Origin of the sequence: Domibacillus sp. 8LH (assembly GCF_038806185.1) — a bacterium.
In the GTDB taxonomy this organism is placed as follows: domain Bacteria; phylum Bacillota; class Bacilli; order Bacillales; family Domibacillaceae; genus Domibacillus; species Domibacillus indicus_A.
In genome coordinates, this window is record NZ_JAVJNG010000001.1 from 173,089 (window position 1) to 197,286 (window position 24,198).

Here is a 24,198-nt window from a genome sequence, read left to right on the forward strand (position 1 = left end):
ACGGGGCTGGCAAATTTAAAAAGCCGATGCAAAAGCACCGGCTTAAAGAGAGCCATCCATGCAAATAAACCCTTTTACATGAATGTTGTACTTTTTCAACAGCCGGACGGAAAAGTTCCGTTCAACCGCTGAAGCAGCAGCGATATATACTTCCTGCCCGCCAAATTTGCCCGCATTCCGTGGAATGTAACCGCATGGAATAAGCTCTGCTCCTTCAAGCGGCATTCGATTTGCTTCCTGCCAGTCACGCACATCAATTACCGGATGCCCAGCCGCTTCTTCGAGAGATATGCGCTTTACGTTAACCGGCCAATAACGTTTATAGCCAATGAGCAGCGCTGCTGCGATTACCAGCACTGCGGCGGCCATGATCACCACCGTCATTTTTGCTTCCCTCCATCCGTTTCCTGCTTTATTTTATACGCGAAGGGGTATAAAATCAATGCTTTTGTTTGATTTTTTCAAAATGATCCAAATAAACAGAAATTAATGTTACTTTTTCTGTATCCGTTAAGGACGACGCGCAAACACGGCGTACCGCTTCCACCAGCTTTTGTTCCGGCTTTTTGCGCAGGCGCGGATGATTCAATTTATCTTCAAGCTCGTTTTGGATCGCTTCTTCTATATCGGTAAACGTGCGTCCTTTCCACAGTGCTTGATACAATGCATGCCAGTCTGCCAAAAAGAACCCTCCTTTATTTCCGAACTTTATTTTATGCTTCTTTTTCCGGTTTGGCTAGGGACAAACGTCTATTCTCCCATAAAATGTGCTCATAAAAAAACCTCTCCGCGCCGGGAGAGGTTTTTTTATTTGATTTTCGCCTCGACGGACTCGATCGCCCGGTTTAGCTGTGTATCGTTTTGGTCCAGCTTTAAGCGAAGGCTCTCCATCAGTTTCGTCGTAGAGGCGCCGGTTAGGATACCCGTTTCCTCAATCTTTGCCGCTTTTTGGAATTCTTTTACGGCGCTTTCCGTTGATTCATCGAAGTAGCCGTCCGCTTTGCCCGGATCGTAACCAAGGGCAGACAGCATTTTTTCAGCTGTTTTTACTTCATCTGACATCGATTCAAGCTGCAGCTTGGATTCCGGATTAATATACGTCAAGTTTGCATAATCAGGAAGCGCTACAACGGCATCCGGCTTAATGCCTTTTTTGTGAATCCATGTTCCGTTCGGCGTCAGCCATTTTGCTGTAGTCAGCTTTAAATTAGAATTATCGCTGAAGTCCTCAGCCGATTGAACGGTGCCTTTTCCGAAGGATTTTTCACCAATAAGCGGAATGCCGGCCGATTCATTTAGAGCTGCCGCCATAATTTCTGCCGCACTCGCACTGCCGCTGTCAATCAACACAGCGGTCGGCAGCTCAATTTTCTCGCCGCCTTCAGCTTTATACGCCTGGGTTTTGCCGGCGGATTCGATTTGTAAAATGTTTTTGCCTTCCGGTACAAAAAGGCTGGACATTTCGATGGCCTGATCAAGCAGGCCGCCCGGATTTTGACGAAGATCCAGCACAATGCCTTTCATGCCTTCTTTTTTCATATCAGCGAGGGCTGTTTCAAGCTCCTCCGCTGTATGCTCGGAAAAGCTTGTGATTTGAATGTGGGCGACACCGTTTTTTTGCATTTCGGCATATACCGTTTCAATCGGAATATCGTCGCGGACGATCGTCATTTTCTGTGCTTTTTCCGTTCCGGCTTTTCGCACTTCTAATGTCACTTTCGTTCCTTTTTTGCCGCGGATCAGAAGAACGGCTTCGGAAGCGCTCATGCCTTGAATGCTTTTTCCATCTACAGAAAGGATCATATCATTCGGCTTTAAGCCCGCTTTTTCGGCAGGAGATCCTTTAATTGGCGATACGACGACAATGTAACCGTCCTGCTCTTGTACTTCAGCTCCAATTCCCTGGAACGAGCTGGATACTTCTTCATGGAACTGGGAAGCTTCTTTTTCATCCATATAATCTGAGTATGGATCTTCAAGTGAATCAATCATCCCGTTGATCGCACCGTTGACGAGCTTGTCCTGATCCACATCTTCATAGTACGTGCTTTGAATTTTGTCGTATGCTTCATATAATTTGCTGAACTCTGAACGGTCCGGCGCTCCAACTTCAACTGCTTTCTCGTCACCGAAAGCAAGCGTAAGTGTTGTTACCGCCGCCGTAATAAACACGAGCGCAAAAATCATTATAATAAACGGAAATCGTTTTATTTTGACATAATGGCCCTGTTCCGGCTTTTCTTCTTCCATTTTGTTCCCCGCTTTCATCATCTATGTACACTGATCTTCTCATTTTAGCAGTTTTCGTCTATTTTTGAAAACAAAAACCTGCTAAAAAGCCGGCAGATTACTCTGCCGGTTCCAGTCAGCCTGCTTTCTAATACTGTCTACACTCAGAAATTACCAGATTACTCTGCTGGTTTCATCTGCTCGAAATACTCCTCGAGTGTCCAGCCATTTTTGTGAATCACAGCCGCTGCTTCCTTGCCGACATAGCGAAAATGCCACGGTTCATATATATACTGGGTAATATCTTCCTTGCCTTTCGGGTAACGAAGAATAAAACCGTATTCATGGGCATGATCTTTGAGCCAGCGGCCTTCCTCAGTCGCTTCAAACTCTTCATTGAGCTCATATTGATTGCTTTCAGAGGAAATATCCATGGCAAGACCTGACTGATGCTCGCTCATGCCTGGCGGAGCGATCGATTTTAGGGCTTGCTCTTTGCTGCTTGCTGCCGCCCCGGCCGCTAAAATTTCTTCCTGGCGGCTGTAGGAGCGATAGCCTGACACGGCAAACAAGTAAATCTTGTCTTCTTCCGCTCCTTTAAACATCGTTTCAAGCGCTGTGGCTGCTTCTTTTCTCATATAGCTTTTCTCAATGTCCTGGTTGCCGAAGGAAAACTGCACATTCGGGCGAACCAAATCCGGCGGGCTGTAATCAGAAGGCAGCGCAAACTCTTTGTTCACAAGCACCATCACATTTTCCGGATTTTGAATTTCCTGCACACCGTCCACCTCTTTCAATTGATTGAAATACGATGCGTCAATGACAGGTCCCGTTTCTTCCTTTACGGCTTCTTTTGCAGGTGCTGTTTGTTCACTTTCTTTTACAGGTTCTTCTTTTGCTGATGTACATCCGCCCAGCATCAAAGCCGCTGCCAGGGTTAAAGCTGTTTTTTTCATTTGGATAGAACCGCCGCTTCAAGCGCCACTTCAATCATTTCATTGAACGTTGTCTGACGTTCCTCGGCTGTTGTTTCTTCACCTGTAATAATATGATCGCTTACCGTCAGCACTGACAGGGCACGGCGGCCGAATTTTGCTGCCAGCGTATAAAGAGCGGTTGTTTCCATTTCAATGGCTAAAATGCCGTACTGAGCCCATTTTTTATGGTCGGCGTTGTCGTTGTAAAACTGATCCGCTGTGAACACGCCGCCCACTTTCAACTGAAGCCCTTTTTCCGTACCGGCATCAAAAGCCGCTTTCAGCAGGGACCAATCGGCTGCCGGCGCATAATCGATTCCCGGGAACGTCACCCGGTTCATGCTGGAATCTGTTGAAGATGTCATCGCTAAAATCACATCACGTACCTTTACATCCTGCTGAATCGCTCCGCAAGTACCGACCCGAATCAAGTTCTTGACGTCATAGCTTTGAATGAGCTCATTCACATAAATCGAAATCGACGGCACACCCATGCCGGTACCTTGAACAGATACCTTCTTTCCTTTATATGTACCGGTAAAGCCCAGCATGCCACGAACTTCGTTATAGCAGACCGGATTTTCCAAAAACGTCTCCGCAATATATTTTGCCCGCAGCGGGTCGCCCGGAAGCAGGACTGTTTCGGCGATATCGCCCTGTTTTGCACCAATGTGTACACTCATTTATAATTCCTCCATCAAATAAAATAAGCCAATCAACTCGAGACTTTCCCCATTGGCTCTTCTATCGTACATATGTTAAAACGCACGAATCTGCCCGGACGAATGTCCGGGTTCTATCCCATTCTATCCCACCTTTGCAGGCAGTACAAGAATGACACCATAAAAGAACCGCCGGCATGCATCATGCCAGCGGTCGAAGTGAGTTTGTTCATTGTTATGCAAAGCGGCGGATCGTTTCATCAAGCATTTTCCGCAATCCTGAAAGCTGCTGGCGGGAAATGCGCAGGCGGATATTTGTTTCATCGGTGCCCATTGCTTCAGACAAAAAGCCGCCCAGGCCGCGTGCCCGTCTATCCACCTGCAGCAGCACCTCCACTTCCTCTTTCGACTGCTGCAGGAATGAGACCTCCAGTTCGTCAAGCTTGCCGGCATACTCGCCTGTTACCGGCACAAATTCAAACTCCTGCACAAATGGATATTTTGTCAGGCGGGCGTGCTCACATTCCACTTCGCGAAGACGGAAGCCAAGCGCGCGGACGCCATCGAGCACTTCTTCTGCCATGACAGTAGGATGAACATCAATATAATCTTTATCGGCCGGGTCCACTGCCTGCTTAATGTCAAGGCCTGTTGCGACCCAAACCCGCGTTTTCCCCTGTGTAATCGGCGTTTCATATGGAAGTGCCAATTGAAGCGGAAACTCCCGTACTTCACCAGGATTAATGGTAAAGGGTTCATTCAATTTTTCCTTTACTACCGCTGCTTCCTCCACCACTTTGCGGTCATCTGTTTCCCGCACATACGTCGTCATGACCGAGACGTAGATAGAATCCACCTGCTGGGCTACGTTTCCGCCTTTTACTTCTACAATGCCGCGCATCACATCACCGGCTGTGTATTTGGCTTTTTCCAGCTTCGTATCCACCTTTGCGTTTCCAATTCCAATACTCGCCAATGCTTTGTTAAACAATGCCATCCAGCTTCACTCCATTTCTTTGTCGTTGTCTTATTTACGACCCATTATTTAAAAAGTTTCACCGGTTTAATTCATCCTGCTCATATTTTTCCCACGCTTCATCAAATACGCTCATCGTCGGCAAATAATCCACATCCATTTCTAAATAACGGCTCAATACATCATAAGAATCCGCCATCTTCGGAAAAGAATGGTCCGCAAATGCTTCATTCGCAAACAAGGCCAGATTATCGCGCGGCGGCTCCTCCCGGTACCTCATTAAATAATGATAAAATGATTTGTGCATCATAATTCCTCCAAAAAAAAGACCTTAGAAAAGGTCTTTGTATTCTCCATATCCTTCTGCTTCTAAATCCTCTTTGCGGATAAAGCGGAGCGCAGCCGAGTTAATGCAGTAGCGCAGACCGCCGGCTTCCATCGGGCCATCCGGAAATACGTGGCCAAGGTGCGAATCAGCTGTTTTACTGCGCACTTCTGTTCGAATCATGCCGTGTGACAAATCGCGTTTTTCCAGTACCTCTACCGCTTCGATCGGCTTCGTAAAGCTTGGCCAGCCGCAGCCCGCATCATATTTATCTTTAGAAGAAAACAGCGGCTTGCCTGAAACGATGTCTACATAAATGCCTTCTGCCGTTTCATTCCAGTATTCATTATGAAAAGGCGGCTCCGTTCCGTTTTGCTGCGTGACGTTATATTGCATCGGTGTTAATCGTTCTTTTAAGTTTTCTTTATTCACTGCATGTCCCTCCAATGTGATTGAATAAAAGCAGCCCGGCCTGAACCAGTCTGGTACGCATTATAGTGAGCGGGATTTTTCTTGTAGTAGTCCTGGTGGTACGCTTCGGCCGGGTAAAACGGCTCTGCCGGCAGGATTTCTACCACAATCGGCTTTTTGAACCGTCCGCTTGCATCAAGCCGCTGCTTCGATTCTTCCGCGAGCTGTTTTTGCTCTTCAGTCGTGTAAAAAATGGCCGGCATATAAGAGCGTCCCCGGTCATAAAATTGACCGCCGGCATCGGTCGGATCGATCTGCATCCAAAATACATCGAGCAGTTTTTCATATGAAAAAACATCCGGATCAAAAGTGATTTCAACCGCTTCAATATGACCGCTTGCTCCGCTGCATACTTCTTCATACGTTGGATTTTCCGTGTGTCCTCCTGTATAGCCGCTTACAACCGACTCAATGCCCGGCTGTTCATGAAACGGCTTTACCATGCACCAAAAACATCCTCCTGCAAAAATTGCTTTTTCCATCCTGCTGCCTCCTATTCTGCGGCTCCTTCCGGCAGAAGCACCGCAAATTGAATATCGTCTTTCGCTAAATTAAATGATTCGGCTTTTACCCGCATTCCGTTATCAAGCCGCATTTCGGCAAGTGATACATAAATCCGCTCTTCATCAGGCACAACGTGCACCCAGTCGGGAAACGCATAGGCGCTGTCAGCTGTTTTCAGTACGTATGAGGCCGGAATATCGAGCAGGCCGACGCGCAATCCTTTTTGATGAAGAACAATATTGCCGTTTTCCATCGCTTCCGGCTCAAATGTCATATAGTAGTCAATGTCTGTCCCAAGCACCGGGAAAGAGCCATACAGCTCTACATCATTGCCAATATACACATCGTAATCAATCGGCGCATCGCCGGCTTCCTGTGCTAAATAATAGTTTACGAGCTGATTCAGCTCCGCTTTTGTGGAGGTTACGTGAAAAGCCGTTTTCCCTTCTGCTTCCAGCATGGCTGGTTTTTCTGCACCAGAAGGAAGAAAAATAAAAATCAAAATCATTCCCATGAAGGCAATAATACCGCCTAATAGTATAAAAAAGGCCACTTTCCATTTCGTCAATTTGATCCCTCATTTGGCATAACAATTTTTTGGCTGGTCAGTTCTTCAAGCGGATCTCCATTGATCGTATCAAAAATGCGGCCTGCCATTCGTTCATACCCCATATCATTAGGATGAAACTGATCTTCAAAAAACAGCCCGTCACTGCCTTCGCCAAAAACCGTTTCGACATTTACAAATACAGTTCGATCAAATGATGCGGCCACCTCCTCCGCCTGCTTGTTCCATGCCTGGACAATCGCTTCGTCGTCATCCGTATCAACAAAAACACGGCCAAACGGATTATAAATGCCGATCAGCACAATGCCTGCTTCCTCGTTAATGGCTCTTATGTCCTGCAGTACAGTGCGGATGCGCTCTCCATAGCCTTCTTCTTCTTTTTCGAATGTATCCATTGTTAAATCCGACCAGTTTTCTTTTACTACCTTTACGACATCATTGCCGCCAATCGTAACCATAACGATATCGGCCTGTTGAATGTCTGCCCCAATTTCTTTGGTTTTCAGCCGCTTAATCAGCTGGTCTGTACGGTTGCCCCGCTTTCCGTAATTTACAAATGATGCGTCATTTATTTCATCAAGCGATTCCAGCTGATCTTCCAGGTATGGAACATAGCCGCCGGAGTTTGTACTATCTCCGACTCCTTCTGTCAGGGAATCCCCAATTGACACAATCTTTATATTTTGCGGGACGCGTGTTTCTACTGTTTCCTGTGCGTTGTCCCCACACCCGGCCAGCAGCACTGTTAATATGATGCCCGCTGCTCCCCACTTCAACGCCGTCACCTCTTCTTTTCAAAATCGTATCATGTTCCAAGCACGGTTGAAAGTGATTGGGTTTCAATGTATGATTATATCAGTTTTTCCGGTATTCTTCTAATTTGAAAGGAGCCCCAAAATACGTTGAAAAAGAAATTATCAATCATCATTTTAACGATGTCTATTCCTTTTGCAGCCGCATGTGGACATGATGACGCCGCCCAGTCACATACCTCTCATACACATACAGCCGCAAATGGCGACCTGCAGGAAGTGACAGCTTCAGCAGATACACTGCCGGCTTTTTTAGATGACAAAGAGGAAAACGTACGGGCTGTTTATGCAGCCGCTGCCAAACATGCGGCTGTGCTCGATCAAATACCCTGCTACTGTGGGTGCGGAGAGTCTGCCGGCCATAAAAGCAGCTTGAATTGTTTTATTGCAGAACAAAACAATAATGAAATCACCTGGGATGACCATGGTACTCGCTGCGGGGTCTGCCTGGACATTGCCGCCACAGCTGCAGCCATGACAGAAGAGAGCAAATCACCGCAAGAAATCCGTACTTATATTGATCATACGTACAGCGAAGGCTATGCAGAACCAACTCCTACTCCGCTGCCAGGCGCTTAAATAAAGCGCCTGTTTTTCTTTTTCTCGTTTAAACGTCCAAAACGTGGTATAATTTGGTTACGTCAAACGTGAGGGCTGATAATTATGAGTATCAATGTTTTCCTTGATGACTACCGCATTTGTCCTCCTGACCACACACTTGTCGAAACAATCGACGAATGTTTTGATTTATTAAAAAGTCATGCCATCAGCCATTTGTCGCTGGATCATGATTTAGTCAGTAAAAGCAGGAATGGCTTCGTTCTCGTTCAGCTTATGGTCGAGCACCAGCTGTTCGCAGAGCGGATTACCATTCATTCAGCCAATTCAACAGGCGGAAAAGCCATGTACCGCTACCTAAAGGACGCCCAGTCCAATCACCAAATGCCGCGGGCTATTCAAGTGACACTTCGTCCTTTGCCGCTTCATCCGCCTATAGATGCATATAAAAAAAACAGGAACGGCTTATGATAAGCTCGTTCCTGTTTTTTTATCCTTCTTTTTTAGCCTGATACATAATGCCGACGGCGCCCGGTCCGGCATGAGCAGAAATAATGGGCGCTGTGATGCCAATCTCAACATGCCGAAAACCGGTGATCCGTTCCACTTCTTCTTTCAGCTTTTCTGAAAAAGCGGCACTGTTCCGGCCGGCATGCATAATGGAAAAATGAACAAGTTTTTTCCCTTCCAGTTCTTTACCCAGCTGCTCTGCAAAAAAACGCAGTGCTTTTGTATGTGATCTTACTTTCGTAACAGGAGACAATGCCCCGATATCCAGGTCTGCAATCGGCTTAATATTTAAAAGAGAGCCGATAAAGCCTTTTGCACGGCCAATCCGGCCGCCTTTAACCAAATTTTCAAGCGTATCGACCATAATGTACAGCTTCGTTTCGGCCCTTATTTCATCAAGGCGTTCGATAATTTCTTCAACGCTGCGGCCGGACGACGCCATCTCAGCCGCTTCTAACACTTGATAAGAAAGCGCCTTTGAAATATAGCGTGAATCGACGACGGTTACATCGGATGAAGACATTTCAGCAGCCTGGCGTGCCGCTTGATACGTTCCGCTCATCTCTCCGGTCATATGAATGGAAATGATCTGGCTGCCGTCTGCACCGAGATCATTATACACATCCAAAAACCGGCCGACCGGCGGCTGTGACGTTTTCGGAAGTTCCCCGGCCGCGGCCATTTTATCCAAAAACGCTTCCGCTGAAATATCAACCGTATCCAAATACGTTTTCCCGTCAATCAGGACGGTCAGCGGCACCATCGTAATGCCGAGCTTTTGGAGTTCATCGCTCGTCATATCCAGTGCCGAGTCCGTTACAATTTTAATGCTGCCCAATTTATATCCCTTCTTTCCTGCCATTCAACGTGGTGATACCTTCATTTTACTTCTCTTTATCCATTCTTCCCATCTTCTTAACGCTTTTCACAAAAAAAGAAGAAGACGCATCGTCTTCTTCCCATTTTACGACAGAAGCGAGCGGTCGCTTAAGCCTCCGCCGCCTTTTATTTTTTGGAATTCTGCCAGCAGCTTTTCCACGGTCAGCCTTCTTTTTTCTGCTTCATTGGCCGTAAAAATGATTTGCCCTTTGTCCATCATGATCAGCCGGTTGCCAAGATCCAGTGCCTGCTGCATATTATGGGTGACCATTAGTGTAGTCAGGCCGAGCTTGTCTACGATTTCTTTCGTTAAATTCGTAATCAGCTCCGCCCGTGACGGATCAAGGGCTGCCGTATGCTCGTCCAAAAGCAAAATTTTCGGATCAGTGAATGTCGCCATCAAAAGAGATAGCGCCTGCCGCTCTCCGCCTGAAAGAAGGCCGACTTTTGCCTGCAGCCGGTTTTCCAAGCCCAGATGCAGCATTTCAAGCTTTTCCCGGTAAAAATCACGCCGTTTTTTCGTTACACCGAATGCGAGCGTCCGTGTTTTCGTCCGGTTGTAGGCAAGAGCCAGGTTTTCTTCGATTGTCATGGTCGGGGCTGTACCCGCCATTGGATCCTGGAACACGCGGCCAATTTTGGATGCCCGCTTGTGCTCGGCAAGCGACGTCATGTTTGTCCCGTCAATCGTGACCGTTCCCATATCCGGAGTAAGCTTGCCGGAAATCACGTTCATCAACGTCGATTTCCCCGCCCCATTTGAGCCGATCACGGTTACAAAATCACCCGGCTTCATCGACAGGTTTACCCGGTTCAAGGCAATTTTTTCATCGGGCGTTCCTTCGTAAAACACTTTAAAAATTTGGTTCATTTCAAGCATGGCTGCTGCCTCCTAACTGCTGAAGCCGTTTTTTCTTTCGTGCAGCCGCTTTTTGCCGGTCGAGCATTTTTGGCAGAACAAGCGCGATAATGACAATAACGGCCGTAATCAGCTTCATATCACCTGTGTCTAAAAATTCAATCCGGAGCGCAAGCGTCACAATCATCCGGTATAAAATCGCCCCGACCACAACAGCCAAAGTCGCCCGGGCAATAGAAGAATGCCCGATAACCGCTTCACCGATAATGACGGAAGCAAGGCCAATGACAATCATCCCAATCCCCATGCCAACGTCGTTAAATCCGTTATACTGGGCAACGAGAGCACCTGAGAACGCCACGAGTGCGTTGGAAAGACCCAGACCGAGCACTTTCATCCAGCCTGTGTTGGCCGAAAAGCTTCGCACCATTCCTTCGTTGTCTCCGACAGCGCGCAGACTCAATCCGACTTCTGTTTTCAAGAATAGATCTGTGACAAATTTAATGATCAACGTTAACAGGAGCATAAACAAAAGAACGCTCCACTCAGAGGCAAACCAGGCAGTTATTTTTGTCATTACCGTTTCTTCCGCTAACAGTGGCACATTCGGCTTGCCCATAATCCGCAGATTAATAGAGTACAAGGCAATCATCATCAAAATGCCGGATAAAAGCGGGTTAATGCCGCCTTTTGTGTGCAAAATTCCGGTTGCACATCCAGCCAGAAAACCGGCAAACAGCGCGGCAATCGTTGCTATAAATGGATCGCTTCCATTTACAATCATAATCGAGGCAACGGCTCCGCCTGTTACAAAGCTTCCGTCTACCGTTAAGTCTGGAAAATCAAGCACCCGGAATGACAGGTAAACACCGAGTGCCATAATTGCATAAATAACGCCCGATTCCGCGGCGCCAAACATGGCTGTCATCATAAAAAATCCCCCCATATACAAGAAAAAGCGCCCGGTGAAGGCGCGCCTTTTCCACTCATTTTACAATCTCTGCATCTTGTTTCCACTCATCTTTAATCTCGATATTCATTTCTGCTGCTGCTTTTTCATTGATTACAAGTTTTAAATCCTGCGGCGGCAAAACAGGAAGATCGCCTGCTTTCGCTTCACCTTTTAAAATTTGTGCAGCCATTTTGCCGGCTTCTTTTCCGATCTCTTCATAATCGAACCCGTAAGCTGCAAAGCCGCCCCGTACAACCGAATCTTTTTCTCCGACAAACAGCGGAATATCTTTATCGTTCGCTACTTGAATAACGGATTCAAGAGCAGAAACAACCGTGTTGTCTGTGAAGATATAAAACATATCCACTTTGCCGACTAAGCTTTCTGCTGCCTGCTTTACTTCAGAAGAAGTCGAAACCGTTACCGGTACCATCTTTAAGCCATTTTCTTTTAAAATGGATTCTACCTGCTCTGCCTGCGCAACAGAGTTTTGCTCGCCCGCGTTGTAAATCACACCAACATTTTTGCCTTCTACCGCTTCGGTCATAAATTTCACCGTATTAGAAATGGCATCTGGATGAAGGTCAACTGTGCCTGTGATATTGCCGCCTGGTGCTTCCGCGTCTTTAACAAGACCTGCTGCTACTGGATCGGTCACTGATGTAAAGACGATCGGAATATCTTTTGTTGCATTCAGTGCCGCTGTTGCGCTCGGCGTTGAGTTAGCGAAAATCAAGTCGACTCCATCCGCTACAAAGTTTTGCGCAATCGTCTGGTTGTTGTTTTGATCGCCTTGCGCGATTTGTTCGTCAAACTCAGCTTTTACACCTTCTTCTTCCAAGCCTTCCTGAAACCCTTTGTATGCATTATCGAGTGATGGGTGTTCCACAATTTGTGTGACACCAATCTTATATGTATCTCCTTCTGATGATCCGCCGGATTCGGTTTTGGCTTCTTCCTCGCCGCTGCATGCTGCCAGCATCATGACCGCCGCACCTGTTGTCATCATCCATTTCCATTTACTCATCCCTAAACTGCCCCCTCTTTTTTGCGTAACCGCTTTTATGTAGTAAATTAATGTTTATTATCTTCGAATAATAACAGAAAAGCAAGAATTTTTTTAATATACTGTACAACAAATGACCTATAAACAGAAAAAACGACAAGGCTTCTTACCTTGTCGTTCGATCGTATACACAAAAAAAGTAGTCGTACGGATTTTCTTCATTTTTTTCTCCTTTTGTACAGGAGGTTTCTTTAAAATCATCCCATGGAATAAAGTCGATAACCGTATCTCCTTCAAATTCCGCCTCGATTTTCGTGACATATAGACGGTCTGCTTCCGGCAAAAACTGCTTGAAAACATTCGCACCGCCAATCACAAAAATATCCTCATTTTTCGCTCTTTGGAGCACCTCTTCTTTTGAGTGAACAACCGTCACACCGTCCTGATGAAAGTCACGGTCTGTCGTTAAAATAATGTTTTCCCGCTTTGGCAGCGGCTTGCTTCCAAAGGACGCAAATGTTTTTCTCCCCATAACAATCGGGTATCCAAGCGTTGTTCTTTTAAAAAAGCGCAAATCCTCCGGCAGGCGCCACGGCAGGTCGTTATCACGGCCAATCACGCCGCCTTTCGCCTCTGCCCAAATAAATGAAATCATGGCTCTCTTCCTTTCTTTCGTTCCTCGTTCACATCGTACCATATTTCCATCCATCACATGAAAAAAGCATCCGCCCGGATGCTTTTTTCCTTTTATTATCCGACAATGGTTGCTGTGTTTCCGTCCGGCTGCATGTTCAGCCCTTTATTGCATTCAATATCTATATCACCGTTTGCAACCGTAATTTTCACCACTGTTCCATCATCATATTCAATCGTTGAAACGGTCCGGTCTGTTCCAAATTCGTCTACCTCTTTTTTTAGGACTTTGCGTCCTTCTCCTAAAATTTGCAGTTTTTGGTTCATGAAAATGCCTCCCTATGGAAAGTTTGGTCAGGTTTCTTTTCCTTACCCGGACGCTATTCGCTTTAAACAAAGAAGGGCACAAACAAAAAAACCAGCCAAAGGCTGGTTTTCACACTGCAACAGGAGCTTTGATGGCTGGATGGGGATCATAGCCCGTCAGCTTAAGGTCATCAAGCTCAATATCAAACAATGATTTTCCTTTTGTTACTTCGAGTGTCGGCAGTGCTTTCGGCTCGCGTGAGAGCTGCGTCTCTACCTGCTCGATATGATTTGTGTAAATGTGCGCATCTCCAATTGTATGGACAAATTCGCCTGCCTCTAAGCCGCATTCGTTCGCAATTAAATACGTCAGCAGCGAATAACCGGCAATGTTAAATGGAATTCCTAAAAAAACATCTCCTGACAAAATCTTCAGCTAAGGTCGCTACCCTTAACCCGTTCTCCCCGAAGAACTGCTGCATATCACTATGCAGATGAGACTATATCACGGTCTATTTAAGACCCTCTGCGTTTCGAATCCCTATCGCTTGGATTCTACTCCCCTGCGGGATAGTCGTTTGGCATTTATTTATCCCTTACAAAAAACATTTTTTCCTTAGAAGGAAGGAATAAAATTTAGCACAGGATTGTCTTGATTTTCTCAAGAGGTTCCCTGTTTAGCAGAGTTTTTCATTACAGATTTCTCTGTAAAGGCGCCCAATAGTTAACGCTGGTAAAGCTGGCAGGAAAGTTTTCCATCTGCTACGTAAAACTGAAACATCGTATGACATGGAGGCAGCGCCATCGACGGCACATCTTCTGGATTCCAGGCAGATACGATTAAGCGTCTGGAATCCGGCGTTTTTTTGATCATCTCGATCACATCGCCGATTTGGTCAATGGTTTCGCCCTGTGAGGTTTTCCATGCGCGCCATTGGCGTCCATATACGTCACCGAGTTCGCCAAACTTTTCCGCAAAGTCCGCGTCTTCGAGCACACGCTGCTTAAAAAGCGCCATCTGCTCATCATACTGCACCGCAAATGCTTCATCAGCCAAAGCACGCCGGCCGAAGTCAGTCATATCCGGTCCTTCGTATTCCGCGCTTTCCACCCAGCGTTTAAATGCCCATTCATTCCAAATATTATTGTTGTGCTGAAGCAGATAACGGATATTAGTGTCTCCTTTTAAAAACCAAAGCATTTCCGAGGCTACCAGTTTAAAAGACACCCGCTTTGTCGTTAAAAGAGGAAATCCTTCCGCTAAGTTAAACCGCATCTGCCGGCCAAATACAGAAATGGTTCCCGTACCGGTCCGGTCTTCTTTTCTGTTACCGTTCGCTAAAATATCCCGGCTTAAGTCAAGATATTGTTGTTCACTGCTGCTCACCTGTTTCCTCCTACTGATCCATGCGGACCGTTCATTTCTCTGTACCCTCCGCATCATACCAAGAGAACTTTTTTGATTCAAGCCCTGATCCGGCCTTTTGATGGAACATAAAAAGAATTGTGCCCTTATACCGTAATCCACTTTCTTTACGATTGCCTGCACAGATCGAGCGCGTTCTAGAAATCGATCTGCTCTCTATCACAATAGAGATAGCCAACACGTGACAGCTCAGTGATCGGAATCAAATAAGCCAAAAAGCGACCTTCCCTGTGATGGAGGATCGCTTTTTCTTTTGCCTATGCCTATATAAAATATGTCCGTAACAGTCCATTCATATTTAACAGCTGTGTGTGCAGAAAAAAATGCGTTTGTGAACATCTTTCAAATAAACTCTAACTGATTCTGTTAAAATGACGCGTCCTTACTTTACTGACAGTACAGTTTTTCATCTTCTCTATTGGATTTTCCCTTTCAAATCACTTTTTGAGAACTATACCTTATGAAGACCACATTCTGTTTTCTCACGGGAAGCCCATCGACCTGCACGTGAATTTTGCCCTGCCTCAACCGCAATGGTGCAATATTCGCAGCCAATACTTGGGTAGCCTTTGTCGTGAAGAGTATTATACGGAAGTTGAAATGCCTTGACATAGTTCCAGACATCTTCTTCTGTCCAATGAATTAACGGGCAAATTTTAATCGATTCAAATTTGTTGTCAAAGTTGATAAATTCAACATGGCGCCGTGTTTCAGATTGTTCCCTTCTTAAGCCGGATATCCAAGCTTTTGGGCCCGTCAATACTTTCTTTAAAGGCTCCACTTTGCGAATACTGCAGCAAAGATCGGGCTGGCTTTTCCAGAGCTCTTCCCCGTACTGTGCAGCTTGCTCTTCTGGCGTTAATTCTGGTTTTTGCATTTCAATACGAAGTGTCGGATACTTTTTCTTTACTTTTTCAATTAGTTCGTATGTTTCTTGAAAGTGAAAGTCTGTATCAAGAAACACAATCTTCGCGTTTGGATTTACTTTTGAGATAAGGTCGATTAAGACGATGCCCTCTATTCCAAAGCTGCACGCATACACAATATCTTCTCCATATTCTTCAAAAGCCCACTTTAATACATCGCGGCTGCCCTTTAAGGAATTGTCTGTTGGAAAATCGATCTGCACGCCATCCCAGTTTTCATATGTTAAAGCTGCCATTTTTCCTGATCCTCCAATCTTGAGTTTACATTCAGCTTGAATATAATTGCTTTACATTCATCGCGGCAAACTGTAACGATTTTCGTTACATTTAAAGCAGATGAAAACATGAGGTAAAACCATTATTCCGGCTTCACCTGTGTAATCCTCTTTTCTAAGGAACCATGAAGAATGACCATCAGAAGTGATTCTTCATTCAGTGCTCCGAACGATTTATTTCCATTGCGCCACTCGGTCGATTGGCAGGCGGACAGATTTGTGTCCTGTATCTGCAGCTTTCCCGATAGAGATCAGCATAACTGGCACGTAACGTTCCTTGTCTAAACCAAATGCTTCGGCAATTTTGTCTTTCTCATAACCGCCAATCGGATTTGTATCATAACCATATGCGCGGGCAGCAAGCATGATCTGCATGGAGACAAGGCCGCCGTCCACTAGTACGACATCTTCCATCTCTGCACGGGAAATGGTTTCAAAGTAGCCAGCAAAAGACTTGTGAATGCCTTCTTTCACTTCAAGCGGCATATGCCCTTCTTCTACTGCTTTTCCATAAATTTCTTCAAACTTCTCAAAGTTGTTGATATCGCCGAACACTGCAATCACCGCAGCAGAAGTTTCCACCTGGTTTTGATTAAAGCGTGCCAGGGGAGCAAGCTTTGCTTTTGCTTCGGGACTCTCGATCACAAGAAGTCTCCATGGCTGCATATTAACGGAAGAAGGTGCGGTAGTTGCGAGTGTAAGAATTTCTTCCATTTCCTGCTTGCTAATTTTCACCGTTGGATCGTAATTTTTAATGGAACGGCGTCCTTTTACAATTTCGTTAAAGTCGTTTGTTTTTTGTGTAGTCATAGCTGTAAAACTCCTTCTATTAAATCGTTATGTTTTCGGAATTACATTTTGTATATAAGTATTTTTAAATCCAAGTCTACTATGCTGCCAGCAGAAGCTGCTCGTTCATTGGAGCGTGTCTCTGCTGTATTTGTTGTGTATCCCGCTTTTATTTTATATTCCTTGTTTCTTTTTGTAAGTTTTCTAAAATTTGTTTCATTTGGGCTAGTAAATCCACATACTGCTCTTGTGTAATACCGTAATGAGGGGAACACATTTGCGATACACACCCCGCTTCTTTCCTCATTTCATTTGCTTTCTCTGTTACTTCAATCCATACCTTCCGTTCATCATCCATTGACCTTACACGCTTGACTAAGTCCATCACTTCCATTCGCTTTAGCATGGGAGTTAATGTACCGCTGTCAAGATGAAGCAATTCTCCAATTTCCTTTACAGTGAGCCTGTTGTGCTCCCAAAGTACAAGCAACGTTAAATACTGGGGGTACGTGATGTTAAATTGCTCAAGGACCGGACGGTATAACCGGGTGATTTCACGGGAACAAGCATAAATCGCAAAACAAAGCTGATTCTCAAGCTTTAAGTTCTCATTCACAGTTCCATCATTCCTTCACCTATATAAATTGTTCGAAATTGTATTTTTTAAAATTAAATTGTGTACAATTAAATATTACACAATTCAGTTAAGGGTGTCAACAATCTTAGACTGCTCCTCCCTGTTCTCGTTCAAAATCATGACTCTCAGAAAAACACCTTTAAGCTGTCTTGAATTTCTACAGCCCGTTTTTTTAGTATGCCTATTCCCATCCTGTTCTTTGCTCTTTTTTCTCAAAGAGAAGATTGGCTCGGCGCAGTTATCTCCGCCGGTGGGGTGATCTGCTTGCACAGGACGGTCAGCGAACGGCTTTTGAAGGTGGACATCCAGCAGCCTTTTCTTCATTAAAGAAAAAAACCATGCCTCGATACCAGGCATGGTTTTTTTCGTTTCAAAACAATATTTAATAAAAAAAGGCCGATAAAGTTCACTTATCGGCCTCAGTGTGTAGACAAAGTCTTTCGCTTTTAAAATAGAGCCGATCAGTGAAGCCGGCCGGATTTCGCGCATCCTAAGGCAGTGTGGGAGCTCCCTCGGCTGCGCCTGCGGGGGCTCCCGACTCACTGTACTTCCCGCAGGAGTCTTTGTCCGTCAGGCTTCACCAAGTGGTGTTGAAGACCAGTAAGCAAAGACTGAGTAGATATTTTCTCTTTTATAACAAAAAGACCTTACTAGCCCTATACAATCTTGTCGCAAGCCACTTGGCGGCGGGAGGGCAGCGCAGACTCCTATGGGACTAGCGGGCAGCTGAGACCGGTGGAGCCGCCAGGCGGAGTCGGGCTCAGCGCCTGCCCCATGGAAAGCGGAGCTGTCCGGATGCCGCCGATCCATCCCATTCATGTGCACAGTCATCCATATCATTTGTCTACAGCCTGAGGCCGATAAAGTTTATTTACCGGCCTCAGGCATCTTTTCTTGATTTTATTTTTTAAATGGTACGGCGAATTTTATTTTTCAATCGTGCCGAAATGAAACTTTGATGTTTTACGGATATGCTGGGTAAAACCAAATGCTGCAAAACGCTGAGAACGGAAATGGTCTTTCAGCACCACGCGATGCCTGGCAACCCGCCTTGCTTCCTCGACAGCCCCCATGGTCAAATCATGATAAGCAGCAAATGACCGAAGCGGAGCAATTCCGCTTGAATCAACTGCGGTTTCAAACATCGGATCAAAATAAACCACATCAAATGATTCATCCGGCACTTCTTTTAAATACGTATGATAATCGGCCGGCCGAACCTCGATTCTTTTCATGGCCGCAAGCAGCGGCTCCGGCCCGTCTGTCCATGACCCAAGCCCTTCCCCGACAATATGGGCAATAAACGGATTTGCTTCTATCGATTGCACGCGTCCCGCTTCCCCTACAGCCGTAGAAGCTGTAATACTGTCGGCCGCCGGTCCCATTGTGCAGTCTAAAAATGACATGCCGCTCTTCAAACCGCACACGTTTACCAGTTCATCTTCTCCGCCCGCGAGCAGCCGCTTGACACGAAACATCGCAGACCCGGGATGGAAAAAGAAAGGCGTCCCGCTGCCATCATGCAGTTCAAGCCGCTCCTTTGATACCAAAAGAACCGGACATTCATAAAAAGCAGCCAACTTGTTCACCGGCTGCTTTTTCCGTTCTATAAAGGGCACTCCAAACTGCTCAGCAAGCGCCGCCGCCCTCGCTCTTACACGGGCATCAGCCCGCTGAGATGTGGTGACAATCACTGGCAATGCTGATCAAAAGCTGTTGTTAAATTCGAGATAATCGCACCGAGATCATGGCCTTCGATTTCCTCACGCGGCACAAAATGTACGACTTTATTTCCTTTTAAAAGCGCCATCGATGGAGAAGATGGTTCAAATTCCGGCATCCATGCGCGCATCGCAGCTGTTGCTTCCCGGTCTTGTCCGGCAAAAACCGTCACAAGACGGTCCGGTGCAGGCTCATTCATAGACGCTTGAACCGCTGCCGGGCGGGCAAGGCCTGCCGCACAGCCGCACACTGAGTTAATTACGACAAGTGTTGTACCTTCCGCTGATTCCATAAAACTGTTTACTTCTTCTTCTGTTGTCAGTTCTGTAAACCCGGCATTTGTTAGTTCCGCACGCATCGGGATCACCATTTGTTTCATGTATTCTTCGTAAGCATTCATCTTTATTCCTCCTTATTGGTTCCGGGCTTCTGTCATCTGCTTCCATACTGAGCCTTTTGCTTCTTCTCCGCCTTCGATCCGTTCAATGGCCATCAAAACCTGCATTTTCACTTCAAATTCCGGATCATCCGCTGCCTCGCGCAGGGCCGGAAGCGCCGATGCATCGCCTGCTTCATATAAAAACATCGCGGCACGCCAGCGGACAATTTTACTTTTATCCTTCAGCGCACCGATCATTGCATCCGCTGCTTCCGGAAAACCAAGGTCACTCATACAGTCACCCGCTGTACGGCGCACCGTAACGGCCGGATCTTCGAGTGCTTTACGCAGTACGGGCAAAATACGCTTGTCTTCAATCATTCCCGCATACACAACGGCCAAACGCCGGATGGCGGCTTTTTCATCCTGAAGTGCTGCTTCCAACAGCGGCATATCCGCAAGATCTGGATCTGGCATTTGCTCCAGCAGCTGGTATCGTTTGCGCCAGTCCGCCTCCTCGAGCCACGCTTCTTTATCCGGCTTTACGCCGTGCTCTTTATGCTGCACAAGCGGGCCTCCTGCCTGTGCTGCTTCCACAAGGCGCTCCACCCGCTCTTTCGGATAAGCGGCCATCACTTCTTCCAGCAGTTCAGGGGCAATCGCATCCAGCTCTCCGTAACGGATACCGAACTCCTGCCACTTACGTTCTAAAATGTAATTGTCACCGCCGCTTTCGGTCAGCTGCCGGAACGCGTCCTGGCAGTAGTCCGGGAGCGCCAGCCGTTTTTCTTCGTCTGCTGATACAAGCTTTAACTGCAGGGGAATGCCTTTGTACACTTGAATAAAGGTTTCCACTTCGCCAAAATGTTCAAGCGGTTTTGTTTCTCTTTCTTCTGTGCTGCTTTCGCCAAAGGCGGCGCGAACGTTCGGCAAAATATCCTGCCAGTCGTAACGGCCGTTTCGCTCAAGCGCGATAAAGTCTGCCACATGGTAGACACCGCGGACTCCCTCAATTTTCAAGATTGCTTGAATGACTTCAGGCGCCCCATCTGCCGTCTCCGGCTTGTAATTCGTACTTTTACCAGCCGCAAGCTCTTCGTCCAAAATCACTTTCATTGTATTCGGGCTCGGTGTCGGCTCGATTTTTAAAATCTTCATGCTGGACTCCTCCTCCTTGTTTGGAAAAAAATCCGCCCTAAATGAGGGACGGATTCATTCCTTGTTTCGGTCATTTACTTTTTTCAGCGCTTCGATGCGCGCCGGGTCTTCTTCAAAGTATTCGATCAAGTCCGCGATCCGGTTGATGGAGTCGGAACTTAAGTGGTGTTCAATACCTTCCACATCTTCGTAAATATGTGCTTCATCTACCCCGATCACCGACAGAAACCGTTCAAGCAAATCGTGCCGTTCCACTAAACGCCGGCCGATTTTTTGCCCTTTTGCTGTTAATATAAGGCCCCGGTACCGCTCGTACACAAGGTATTCATCTTTATCAAGCTTCTGCACCATTTTCGTTACGCTGGACGGATGAACCGACAGGGCACCGGCGATGTCCGAAACACGTGCATACCCTTTTGTATCAATCAGCAAATAAATCTGTTCTATGTAATCCTCCATACTCGGTGTCGGCATTAGGACGTTCCCCCTGACATTGTCATCAATAAAAGTGTACTATAACTATTCTTTTCAAACAAGGAAAAAGCCGGGCATAGGCCGGCTTAAGAAAGCTTATCTCCGTACTGTTTTAATTTTTCTCCGATTGTGCATTGGGTAATACAAAATTTATGAGCAGCGGTTTTGCCTCTTTCTTTACGCAGTGTATTTTTTACGAGGCAGTCTTTGCAGTACGTATTCAGCAACTCTTCTACTTCGAGTAAAAGTTCTGTTCGGTTCAACACGTGGCACCTGCCTTTCCCATTAACTCCCGATCTCGGCATGACTTGAGATGGGTGTGCCTTCGAGTGCTTGCCTCGCAAGCTGGTCAGCTTCTTTATTGTGCCTTCTATCCACTGGTTTGTAAAGCGGCTTGAGTCGCATGGATGCAATTTTTTCTTCGATCCGCGCTAGAAACCGGGCATGGCTTTCCTCAAAGCACGGCCAGTCCCCGCCAAGCTGGTTCAACACGGTGAGCGAGTCACCTGTGATGGTCACCGGCTGGCTGTTTACCCCGAGTTCCTCAAGCTTCTGCATCGCAAAGTAAAGAGCCGCATATTCTGCTTCATTGTTTGAATCAAGCCCTTCAAGCCGGGCGTTTTCGCGCAGTCGGTAGCGGCGGCCGCCTTTTGTGTAGTAAATCGCTGTACCCACTCCTGTACTGGCCGATTCGACGTCAAAGCCGCCATCAAACAGTACTGTAATATTTTCCGGCTCTTCATCCAGTTTTTCATTCAGCTTTTTAAATTCCTTCAATGTCCATTCCTGGCCAAGCTCATCCATGATCTCTACTTCTTTCACACGGCCGGTTTTCAGCAGGTCATCGGCGGTTTTCTGCACAAGATGCCGGTCAATTGGTTCAGACGTAAACGTCGCTTTCACACCTTTAAAATCATACATAAAGCGGATTGTCATTTGCATTTCGCTGCCTCCATTCTTTAAAATAAAAAAGAAAAGATCGGGGGGAATCAATATGTTTGAAGTATATACAGATGGAGCCTCAACCGGCGATCCCGGCCGGGCAGGCGCAGGTGTCGTGATTCGCTGGGAGGGCAAAACAGAACGATTTTCCATTCCGCTTGGAGAAATGGATACACATGCAGCCGAGTTTACCGCTGTCATTAAAGCACTTGAGCTGTGCAGGGAGCGGGGCGCCCAGACCATCTCCCTCCGGAGCGATTCTCAAACTGTTGTAGCGGCTATTGAAAAAGAATATATTCATAAGCCGGATTATAAACCGCTATTGCAGACCATTTTAACGATGGCGGATGAATTCCCATTATTTTTTGTTAAATGGATTCCATCGAAGCAAAATAAAGCAGACCAGGAAGCCAAAAACGCCATTCGGGCAAACCCTTAAACGGTGTTTTAAAGACTTCTCCTGATCAGTTTCTTCAAAAAAAGAAATGATTATGTACACGTCCTGCCTCAATCAAAGCCAAACGGATCTACTTCTATATAGCCTGTATGGCGGGCGAGGCGGGACAGTCCCTTCATTCCATTTTCCTCAATAAAGCGGATGGCCTCTTCTGTTGTACCTGTAAAAGCGGCCTGCTCCCACGTCCACTCAAGCGGGACATCGCAATGGATTTCTGCCAGTTTTTCCGACATGCGCAGCATGTCTTCCCCTTCACGCAATTTTTTTTGAAGCGCAGGGGTCATACCGTCAAGTCCTGCTAATACACCTTCTGTCGTTCCATACTCGCGAATGAGCTTCAGTGCCGTTTTTTCTCCAATTCCTTTTACACCGGGATAGCCATCGGCTGCATCTCCCATCAGTGCTTTCACATAATGAAACTGCTCCGGATCAATCCCATATTCCTCACGAAACAGCTCGGCGTCATATGCCTTCCAATTTCCATAGCCCGTCTGCAGCAGCCACACGTAATTGTGGCCATTTAACAGCTGCAAAAGGTCCCGGTCTCCGGTTAAAATGTAGGTTTCCTCTCCTTTTGTCCATTTGGAAATGGTGCCAATGCAGTCATCTGCTTCATAGTTTCTTACCCCGGCATTGTGAAGAGAAAACGCAGCCGTTGCCTGCTGCGCTAAATCGAATTGCGGCGCAAGCTCTGCCGGCGGAGCCGGGCGATGTGCTTTATACGAGTCGAACATATCGGTACGAAACGTGTCCTTTCCCATATCCCAACAGACTGTAATGTGCGTCGGGCGAATGCGGTCCGCCGCCGCAAACAAATGACGGATCAGCCCCTGCACAGCGTTCGTTGGTATTCCTTTTTCATTAAACATAAAACGGCCGCTCGGCGCCGTTTGAAAAAAAGAACGGAATAGAAGAGCCATTCCGTCCACAAGCAGTAATTTCTTGGTTGTCATCTTATCGATCATGCCTTTCCTTTTCAATCGGGCGCGATTCGTCACTTGACCATTCGCTGTAGCTGCCCGGATAAAGCTTTACATTGGTGAAGCCCGCCTGCTGCAGGGCTAAAATATTTGGTGTTGCAGATACGCCTGAACCGCAATACACAATAACCGGCTCATCCGGCTCTATCCCGGCAAACCGTACCTGCTGCGCTTCAGCAGGCTTCCACTTGCCGTTTTCCATCGCTTCGGCGAAAAACCGATTGATCGCACCTGGAATATGGCCTGGCACCCGGTCAAGCGGCTCGGTTTCTCCTAAATAGCGTTCAGGTGCCCTCGAGTCAATTAAAAGTGCTCCCCCTTCTGCGACTTCTTCGGCAGAGGCGACCATATCCGGCTGAAGCTGAAGGGTGAGCTCACCTGTTTTGCGCGCCGGCTGCTTCTTTGTTACCGGCAGTCCTTCGCTTGTCCAAGCAGAAAAGCCGCCGTCTAAAATGCAGGCATGTTTGTGGCCAGCATAAGTCAGAAGCCACCAGAGGCGGCCGGCAAACATTGATACGCCATCATCATAAGCGACCACAAACGTGTCATCCGATACACCGCAGCTTTCCATAAACGCTGCAAAAACCGTCATATCCGGCAGCGGATGGCGTCCGCCTCCCTGCCCTTTTTCACCGGATAGATGATGATCTAAATGCGCATAATAAGCGCCTGGAATATGGCTCTCTTCATATAAAGCAGCTCCTTTTGCCGGGTCGGCTAAATCAAACCGGCAGTCAATCACTACGACTTGATCCTCGTTTTGATTCTGCTTCTCTCTCAGCCACTCCGTTGTGACGATCATCCAA

Annotated in this window: 31 protein-coding genes and 3 pseudogenes; 3 read left to right on the top strand and 31 right to left on the bottom strand. The window is 46.7% G+C overall.

What is annotated here, in order from left to right:
- Positions 1 to 42 precede the first annotated feature (42 nt).
- The 11 genes from RG959_RS00845 to RG959_RS00895 form a co-directional block, all read right to left on the bottom strand.
- Positions 43 to 384, bottom strand: a complete 342-nt coding sequence (locus RG959_RS00845) for a hypothetical protein (RefSeq protein WP_342795594.1) — start codon at positions 382 to 384, stop codon at positions 43 to 45.
- A 55-nt stretch (positions 385 to 439) separates the two neighbouring features.
- The gene (locus RG959_RS00850) at positions 440 to 682 is read right to left on the bottom strand and encodes a hypothetical protein (protein WP_342795595.1); all 243 of its coding nucleotides are present in this window, start codon (positions 680 to 682) and stop codon (positions 440 to 442) included.
- 125 nt (positions 683 to 807) lie between these two features.
- Entirely contained in the window at positions 808 to 2,250 is a 1,443-nt protein-coding gene (locus RG959_RS00855; protein ID WP_342795596.1) for a lmo1851 family serine protease, read from the bottom strand.
- Between the two features lie 158 nt (positions 2,251 to 2,408).
- Complete coding sequence (locus RG959_RS00860) at positions 2,409 to 3,185, bottom strand: M15 family metallopeptidase (RefSeq protein ID WP_342795597.1); 777 nt, start codon at positions 3,183 to 3,185, stop codon at positions 2,409 to 2,411.
- Positions 3,182 to 3,889, bottom strand: coding sequence for a purine-nucleoside phosphorylase (gene deoD / locus RG959_RS00865; protein ID WP_242233691.1), 708 nt, complete (start codon positions 3,887 to 3,889; stop codon positions 3,182 to 3,184). The genes RG959_RS00860 and deoD overlap by 4 nt, the downstream gene beginning before the upstream one ends.
- A gap of 214 nt (positions 3,890 to 4,103) precedes the next feature.
- Positions 4,104 to 4,865: a sporulation protein gene (locus RG959_RS00870; protein WP_342795598.1), complete on the bottom strand. Its 762-nt coding sequence runs from the start codon at positions 4,863 to 4,865 to the stop codon at positions 4,104 to 4,106.
- Positions 4,866 to 4,923: 58 nt separating this feature from the next.
- Positions 4,924 to 5,151: a YozE family protein gene (locus RG959_RS00875; RefSeq protein WP_251270851.1), complete on the bottom strand. Its 228-nt coding sequence runs from the start codon at positions 5,149 to 5,151 to the stop codon at positions 4,924 to 4,926.
- A gap of 24 nt (positions 5,152 to 5,175) precedes the next feature.
- On the bottom strand, positions 5,176 to 5,601 hold the full coding sequence (msrB, locus tag RG959_RS00880; RefSeq protein WP_342795599.1) for a peptide-methionine (R)-S-oxide reductase MsrB: 426 nt from the start codon (positions 5,599 to 5,601) through the stop codon (positions 5,176 to 5,178).
- Positions 5,598 to 6,122: a peptide-methionine (S)-S-oxide reductase MsrA gene (gene msrA / locus RG959_RS00885; protein ID WP_342795600.1), complete on the bottom strand. Its 525-nt coding sequence runs from the start codon at positions 6,120 to 6,122 to the stop codon at positions 5,598 to 5,600. Before msrA ends, msrB begins: the two co-directional genes overlap by 4 nt.
- A gap of 11 nt (positions 6,123 to 6,133) precedes the next feature.
- Positions 6,134 to 6,712: a YpmS family protein gene (locus RG959_RS00890; RefSeq protein WP_242233686.1), complete on the bottom strand. Its 579-nt coding sequence runs from the start codon at positions 6,710 to 6,712 to the stop codon at positions 6,134 to 6,136.
- Positions 6,709 to 7,488 (bottom strand): GDSL-type esterase/lipase family protein, encoded by a 780-nt coding sequence (locus tag RG959_RS00895; RefSeq protein ID WP_342795601.1) that lies wholly within the window; start codon positions 7,486 to 7,488, stop codon positions 6,709 to 6,711. The genes RG959_RS00890 and RG959_RS00895 overlap by 4 nt, the downstream gene beginning before the upstream one ends.
- 126 nt (positions 7,489 to 7,614) lie before the next feature.
- Between RG959_RS00895 and RG959_RS00900 the strand changes: the two genes are divergently transcribed.
- Both RG959_RS00900 and RG959_RS00905 read left to right on the top strand, forming a co-directional pair.
- Positions 7,615 to 8,103 (top strand): PCYCGC motif-containing (lipo)protein, encoded by a 489-nt coding sequence (locus RG959_RS00900; RefSeq protein ID WP_342795602.1) that lies wholly within the window; start codon positions 7,615 to 7,617, stop codon positions 8,101 to 8,103.
- Between the two features lie 84 nt (positions 8,104 to 8,187).
- Positions 8,188 to 8,553 (top strand): cyclic-phosphate processing receiver domain-containing protein, encoded by a 366-nt coding sequence (locus RG959_RS00905; RefSeq protein WP_342795603.1) that lies wholly within the window; start codon positions 8,188 to 8,190, stop codon positions 8,551 to 8,553.
- A gap of 19 nt (positions 8,554 to 8,572) precedes the next feature.
- Here RG959_RS00905 and RG959_RS00910 read toward each other — a convergent pair whose 3' ends face one another.
- From RG959_RS00910 to RG959_RS00995, 18 genes and pseudogenes are all read right to left on the bottom strand, one after another.
- Positions 8,573 to 9,430 (bottom strand): DegV family protein, encoded by an 858-nt coding sequence (locus RG959_RS00910; RefSeq protein WP_342795604.1) that lies wholly within the window; start codon positions 9,428 to 9,430, stop codon positions 8,573 to 8,575.
- A gap of 126 nt (positions 9,431 to 9,556) precedes the next feature.
- A complete protein-coding gene (locus RG959_RS00915) occupies positions 9,557 to 10,351 on the bottom strand; it encodes an ABC transporter ATP-binding protein (protein WP_251270859.1) in 795 nt (264 codons plus the stop codon).
- On the bottom strand, positions 10,344 to 11,261 hold the full coding sequence (locus RG959_RS00920) for an ABC transporter permease (protein ID WP_342795605.1): 918 nt from the start codon (positions 11,259 to 11,261) through the stop codon (positions 10,344 to 10,346). The genes RG959_RS00915 and RG959_RS00920 overlap by 8 nt, the downstream gene beginning before the upstream one ends.
- A gap of 55 nt (positions 11,262 to 11,316) precedes the next feature.
- The gene (locus tag RG959_RS00925) at positions 11,317 to 12,309 is read right to left on the bottom strand and encodes an ABC transporter substrate-binding protein (RefSeq protein WP_483298837.1); all 993 of its coding nucleotides are present in this window, start codon (positions 12,307 to 12,309) and stop codon (positions 11,317 to 11,319) included.
- Positions 12,310 to 12,454: 145 nt separating this feature from the next.
- The gene (locus RG959_RS00930; RefSeq protein WP_315695500.1) at positions 12,455 to 12,943 is read right to left on the bottom strand and encodes a dihydrofolate reductase; all 489 of its coding nucleotides are present in this window, start codon (positions 12,941 to 12,943) and stop codon (positions 12,455 to 12,457) included.
- A 95-nt stretch (positions 12,944 to 13,038) separates the two neighbouring features.
- Positions 13,039 to 13,248, bottom strand: coding sequence for a hypothetical protein (locus RG959_RS00935; protein ID WP_251270863.1), 210 nt, complete (start codon positions 13,246 to 13,248; stop codon positions 13,039 to 13,041).
- A 109-nt stretch (positions 13,249 to 13,357) separates the two neighbouring features.
- Positions 13,358 to 13,651: pseudogene (thyA, locus tag RG959_RS00940) on the bottom strand (thymidylate synthase); the annotation flags it as partial.
- A 303-nt stretch (positions 13,652 to 13,954) separates the two neighbouring features.
- Positions 13,955 to 14,614: pseudogene (locus tag RG959_RS00945) on the bottom strand (thymidylate synthase); the annotation flags it as partial.
- Between the two features lie 490 nt (positions 14,615 to 15,104).
- Positions 15,105 to 15,815 carry a phosphoadenylyl-sulfate reductase gene (locus tag RG959_RS00950; RefSeq protein ID WP_342795606.1) on the bottom strand — a complete coding sequence of 237 codons (711 nt, stop codon included), beginning with the start codon at positions 15,813 to 15,815 and terminating at the stop codon, positions 15,105 to 15,107.
- Between the two features lie 213 nt (positions 15,816 to 16,028).
- A complete protein-coding gene (locus RG959_RS00955) occupies positions 16,029 to 16,664 on the bottom strand; it encodes a nitroreductase family protein (RefSeq protein WP_342795607.1) in 636 nt (211 codons plus the stop codon).
- A gap of 297 nt (positions 16,665 to 16,961) precedes the next feature.
- A pseudogene (locus tag RG959_RS00960) lies at positions 16,962 to 17,259 on the bottom strand (MarR family winged helix-turn-helix transcriptional regulator); the annotation flags it as partial.
- 84 nt (positions 17,260 to 17,343) lie between these two features.
- On the bottom strand, positions 17,344 to 17,823 hold the full coding sequence (locus tag RG959_RS00965; protein ID WP_342795609.1) for a hypothetical protein: 480 nt from the start codon (positions 17,821 to 17,823) through the stop codon (positions 17,344 to 17,346).
- Between the two features lie 383 nt (positions 17,824 to 18,206).
- Entirely contained in the window at positions 18,207 to 18,974 is a 768-nt protein-coding gene (locus RG959_RS00970) for a class I SAM-dependent methyltransferase (protein WP_342795610.1), read from the bottom strand.
- Positions 18,971 to 19,402 (bottom strand): BrxA/BrxB family bacilliredoxin, encoded by a 432-nt coding sequence (locus RG959_RS00975; RefSeq protein WP_342795611.1) that lies wholly within the window; start codon positions 19,400 to 19,402, stop codon positions 18,971 to 18,973. The genes RG959_RS00970 and RG959_RS00975 overlap by 4 nt, the downstream gene beginning before the upstream one ends.
- Before the next feature lie 12 nt (positions 19,403 to 19,414).
- Entirely contained in the window at positions 19,415 to 20,539 is a 1,125-nt protein-coding gene (locus RG959_RS00980; protein ID WP_342795612.1) for a conserved virulence factor C family protein, read from the bottom strand.
- 54 nt (positions 20,540 to 20,593) lie between these two features.
- Positions 20,594 to 21,013 (bottom strand): transcriptional regulator MntR, encoded by a 420-nt coding sequence (gene mntR, locus RG959_RS00985; protein WP_242233668.1) that lies wholly within the window; start codon positions 21,011 to 21,013, stop codon positions 20,594 to 20,596.
- An 86-nt stretch (positions 21,014 to 21,099) separates the two neighbouring features.
- Complete coding sequence (locus tag RG959_RS00990; protein WP_242233667.1) at positions 21,100 to 21,276, bottom strand: zinc-finger domain-containing protein; 177 nt, start codon at positions 21,274 to 21,276, stop codon at positions 21,100 to 21,102.
- A gap of 22 nt (positions 21,277 to 21,298) precedes the next feature.
- Positions 21,299 to 21,955, bottom strand: a complete 657-nt coding sequence (locus RG959_RS00995) for a reverse transcriptase-like protein (protein ID WP_342795613.1) — start codon at positions 21,953 to 21,955, stop codon at positions 21,299 to 21,301.
- Positions 21,956 to 22,007: 52 nt separating this feature from the next.
- On the opposite strand from RG959_RS00995, the gene RG959_RS01000 reads away from it, so the two are divergent.
- Positions 22,008 to 22,394 (top strand): ribonuclease HI family protein, encoded by a 387-nt coding sequence (locus tag RG959_RS01000; RefSeq protein WP_342795614.1) that lies wholly within the window; start codon positions 22,008 to 22,010, stop codon positions 22,392 to 22,394.
- Between the two features lie 68 nt (positions 22,395 to 22,462).
- On the opposite strand, the gene RG959_RS01005 is transcribed toward RG959_RS01000, so the two are convergent.
- Both RG959_RS01005 and RG959_RS01010 read right to left on the bottom strand, forming a co-directional pair.
- Entirely contained in the window at positions 22,463 to 23,377 is a 915-nt protein-coding gene (locus RG959_RS01005; RefSeq protein ID WP_342795615.1) for a 5'-3' exonuclease, read from the bottom strand.
- On the bottom strand, positions 23,367 to 24,194 hold the full coding sequence (locus RG959_RS01010) for a sulfurtransferase (RefSeq protein ID WP_342795616.1): 828 nt from the start codon (positions 24,192 to 24,194) through the stop codon (positions 23,367 to 23,369). Before RG959_RS01010 ends, RG959_RS01005 begins: the two co-directional genes overlap by 11 nt.
- Positions 24,195 to 24,198: the final 4 nt, after the last annotated feature.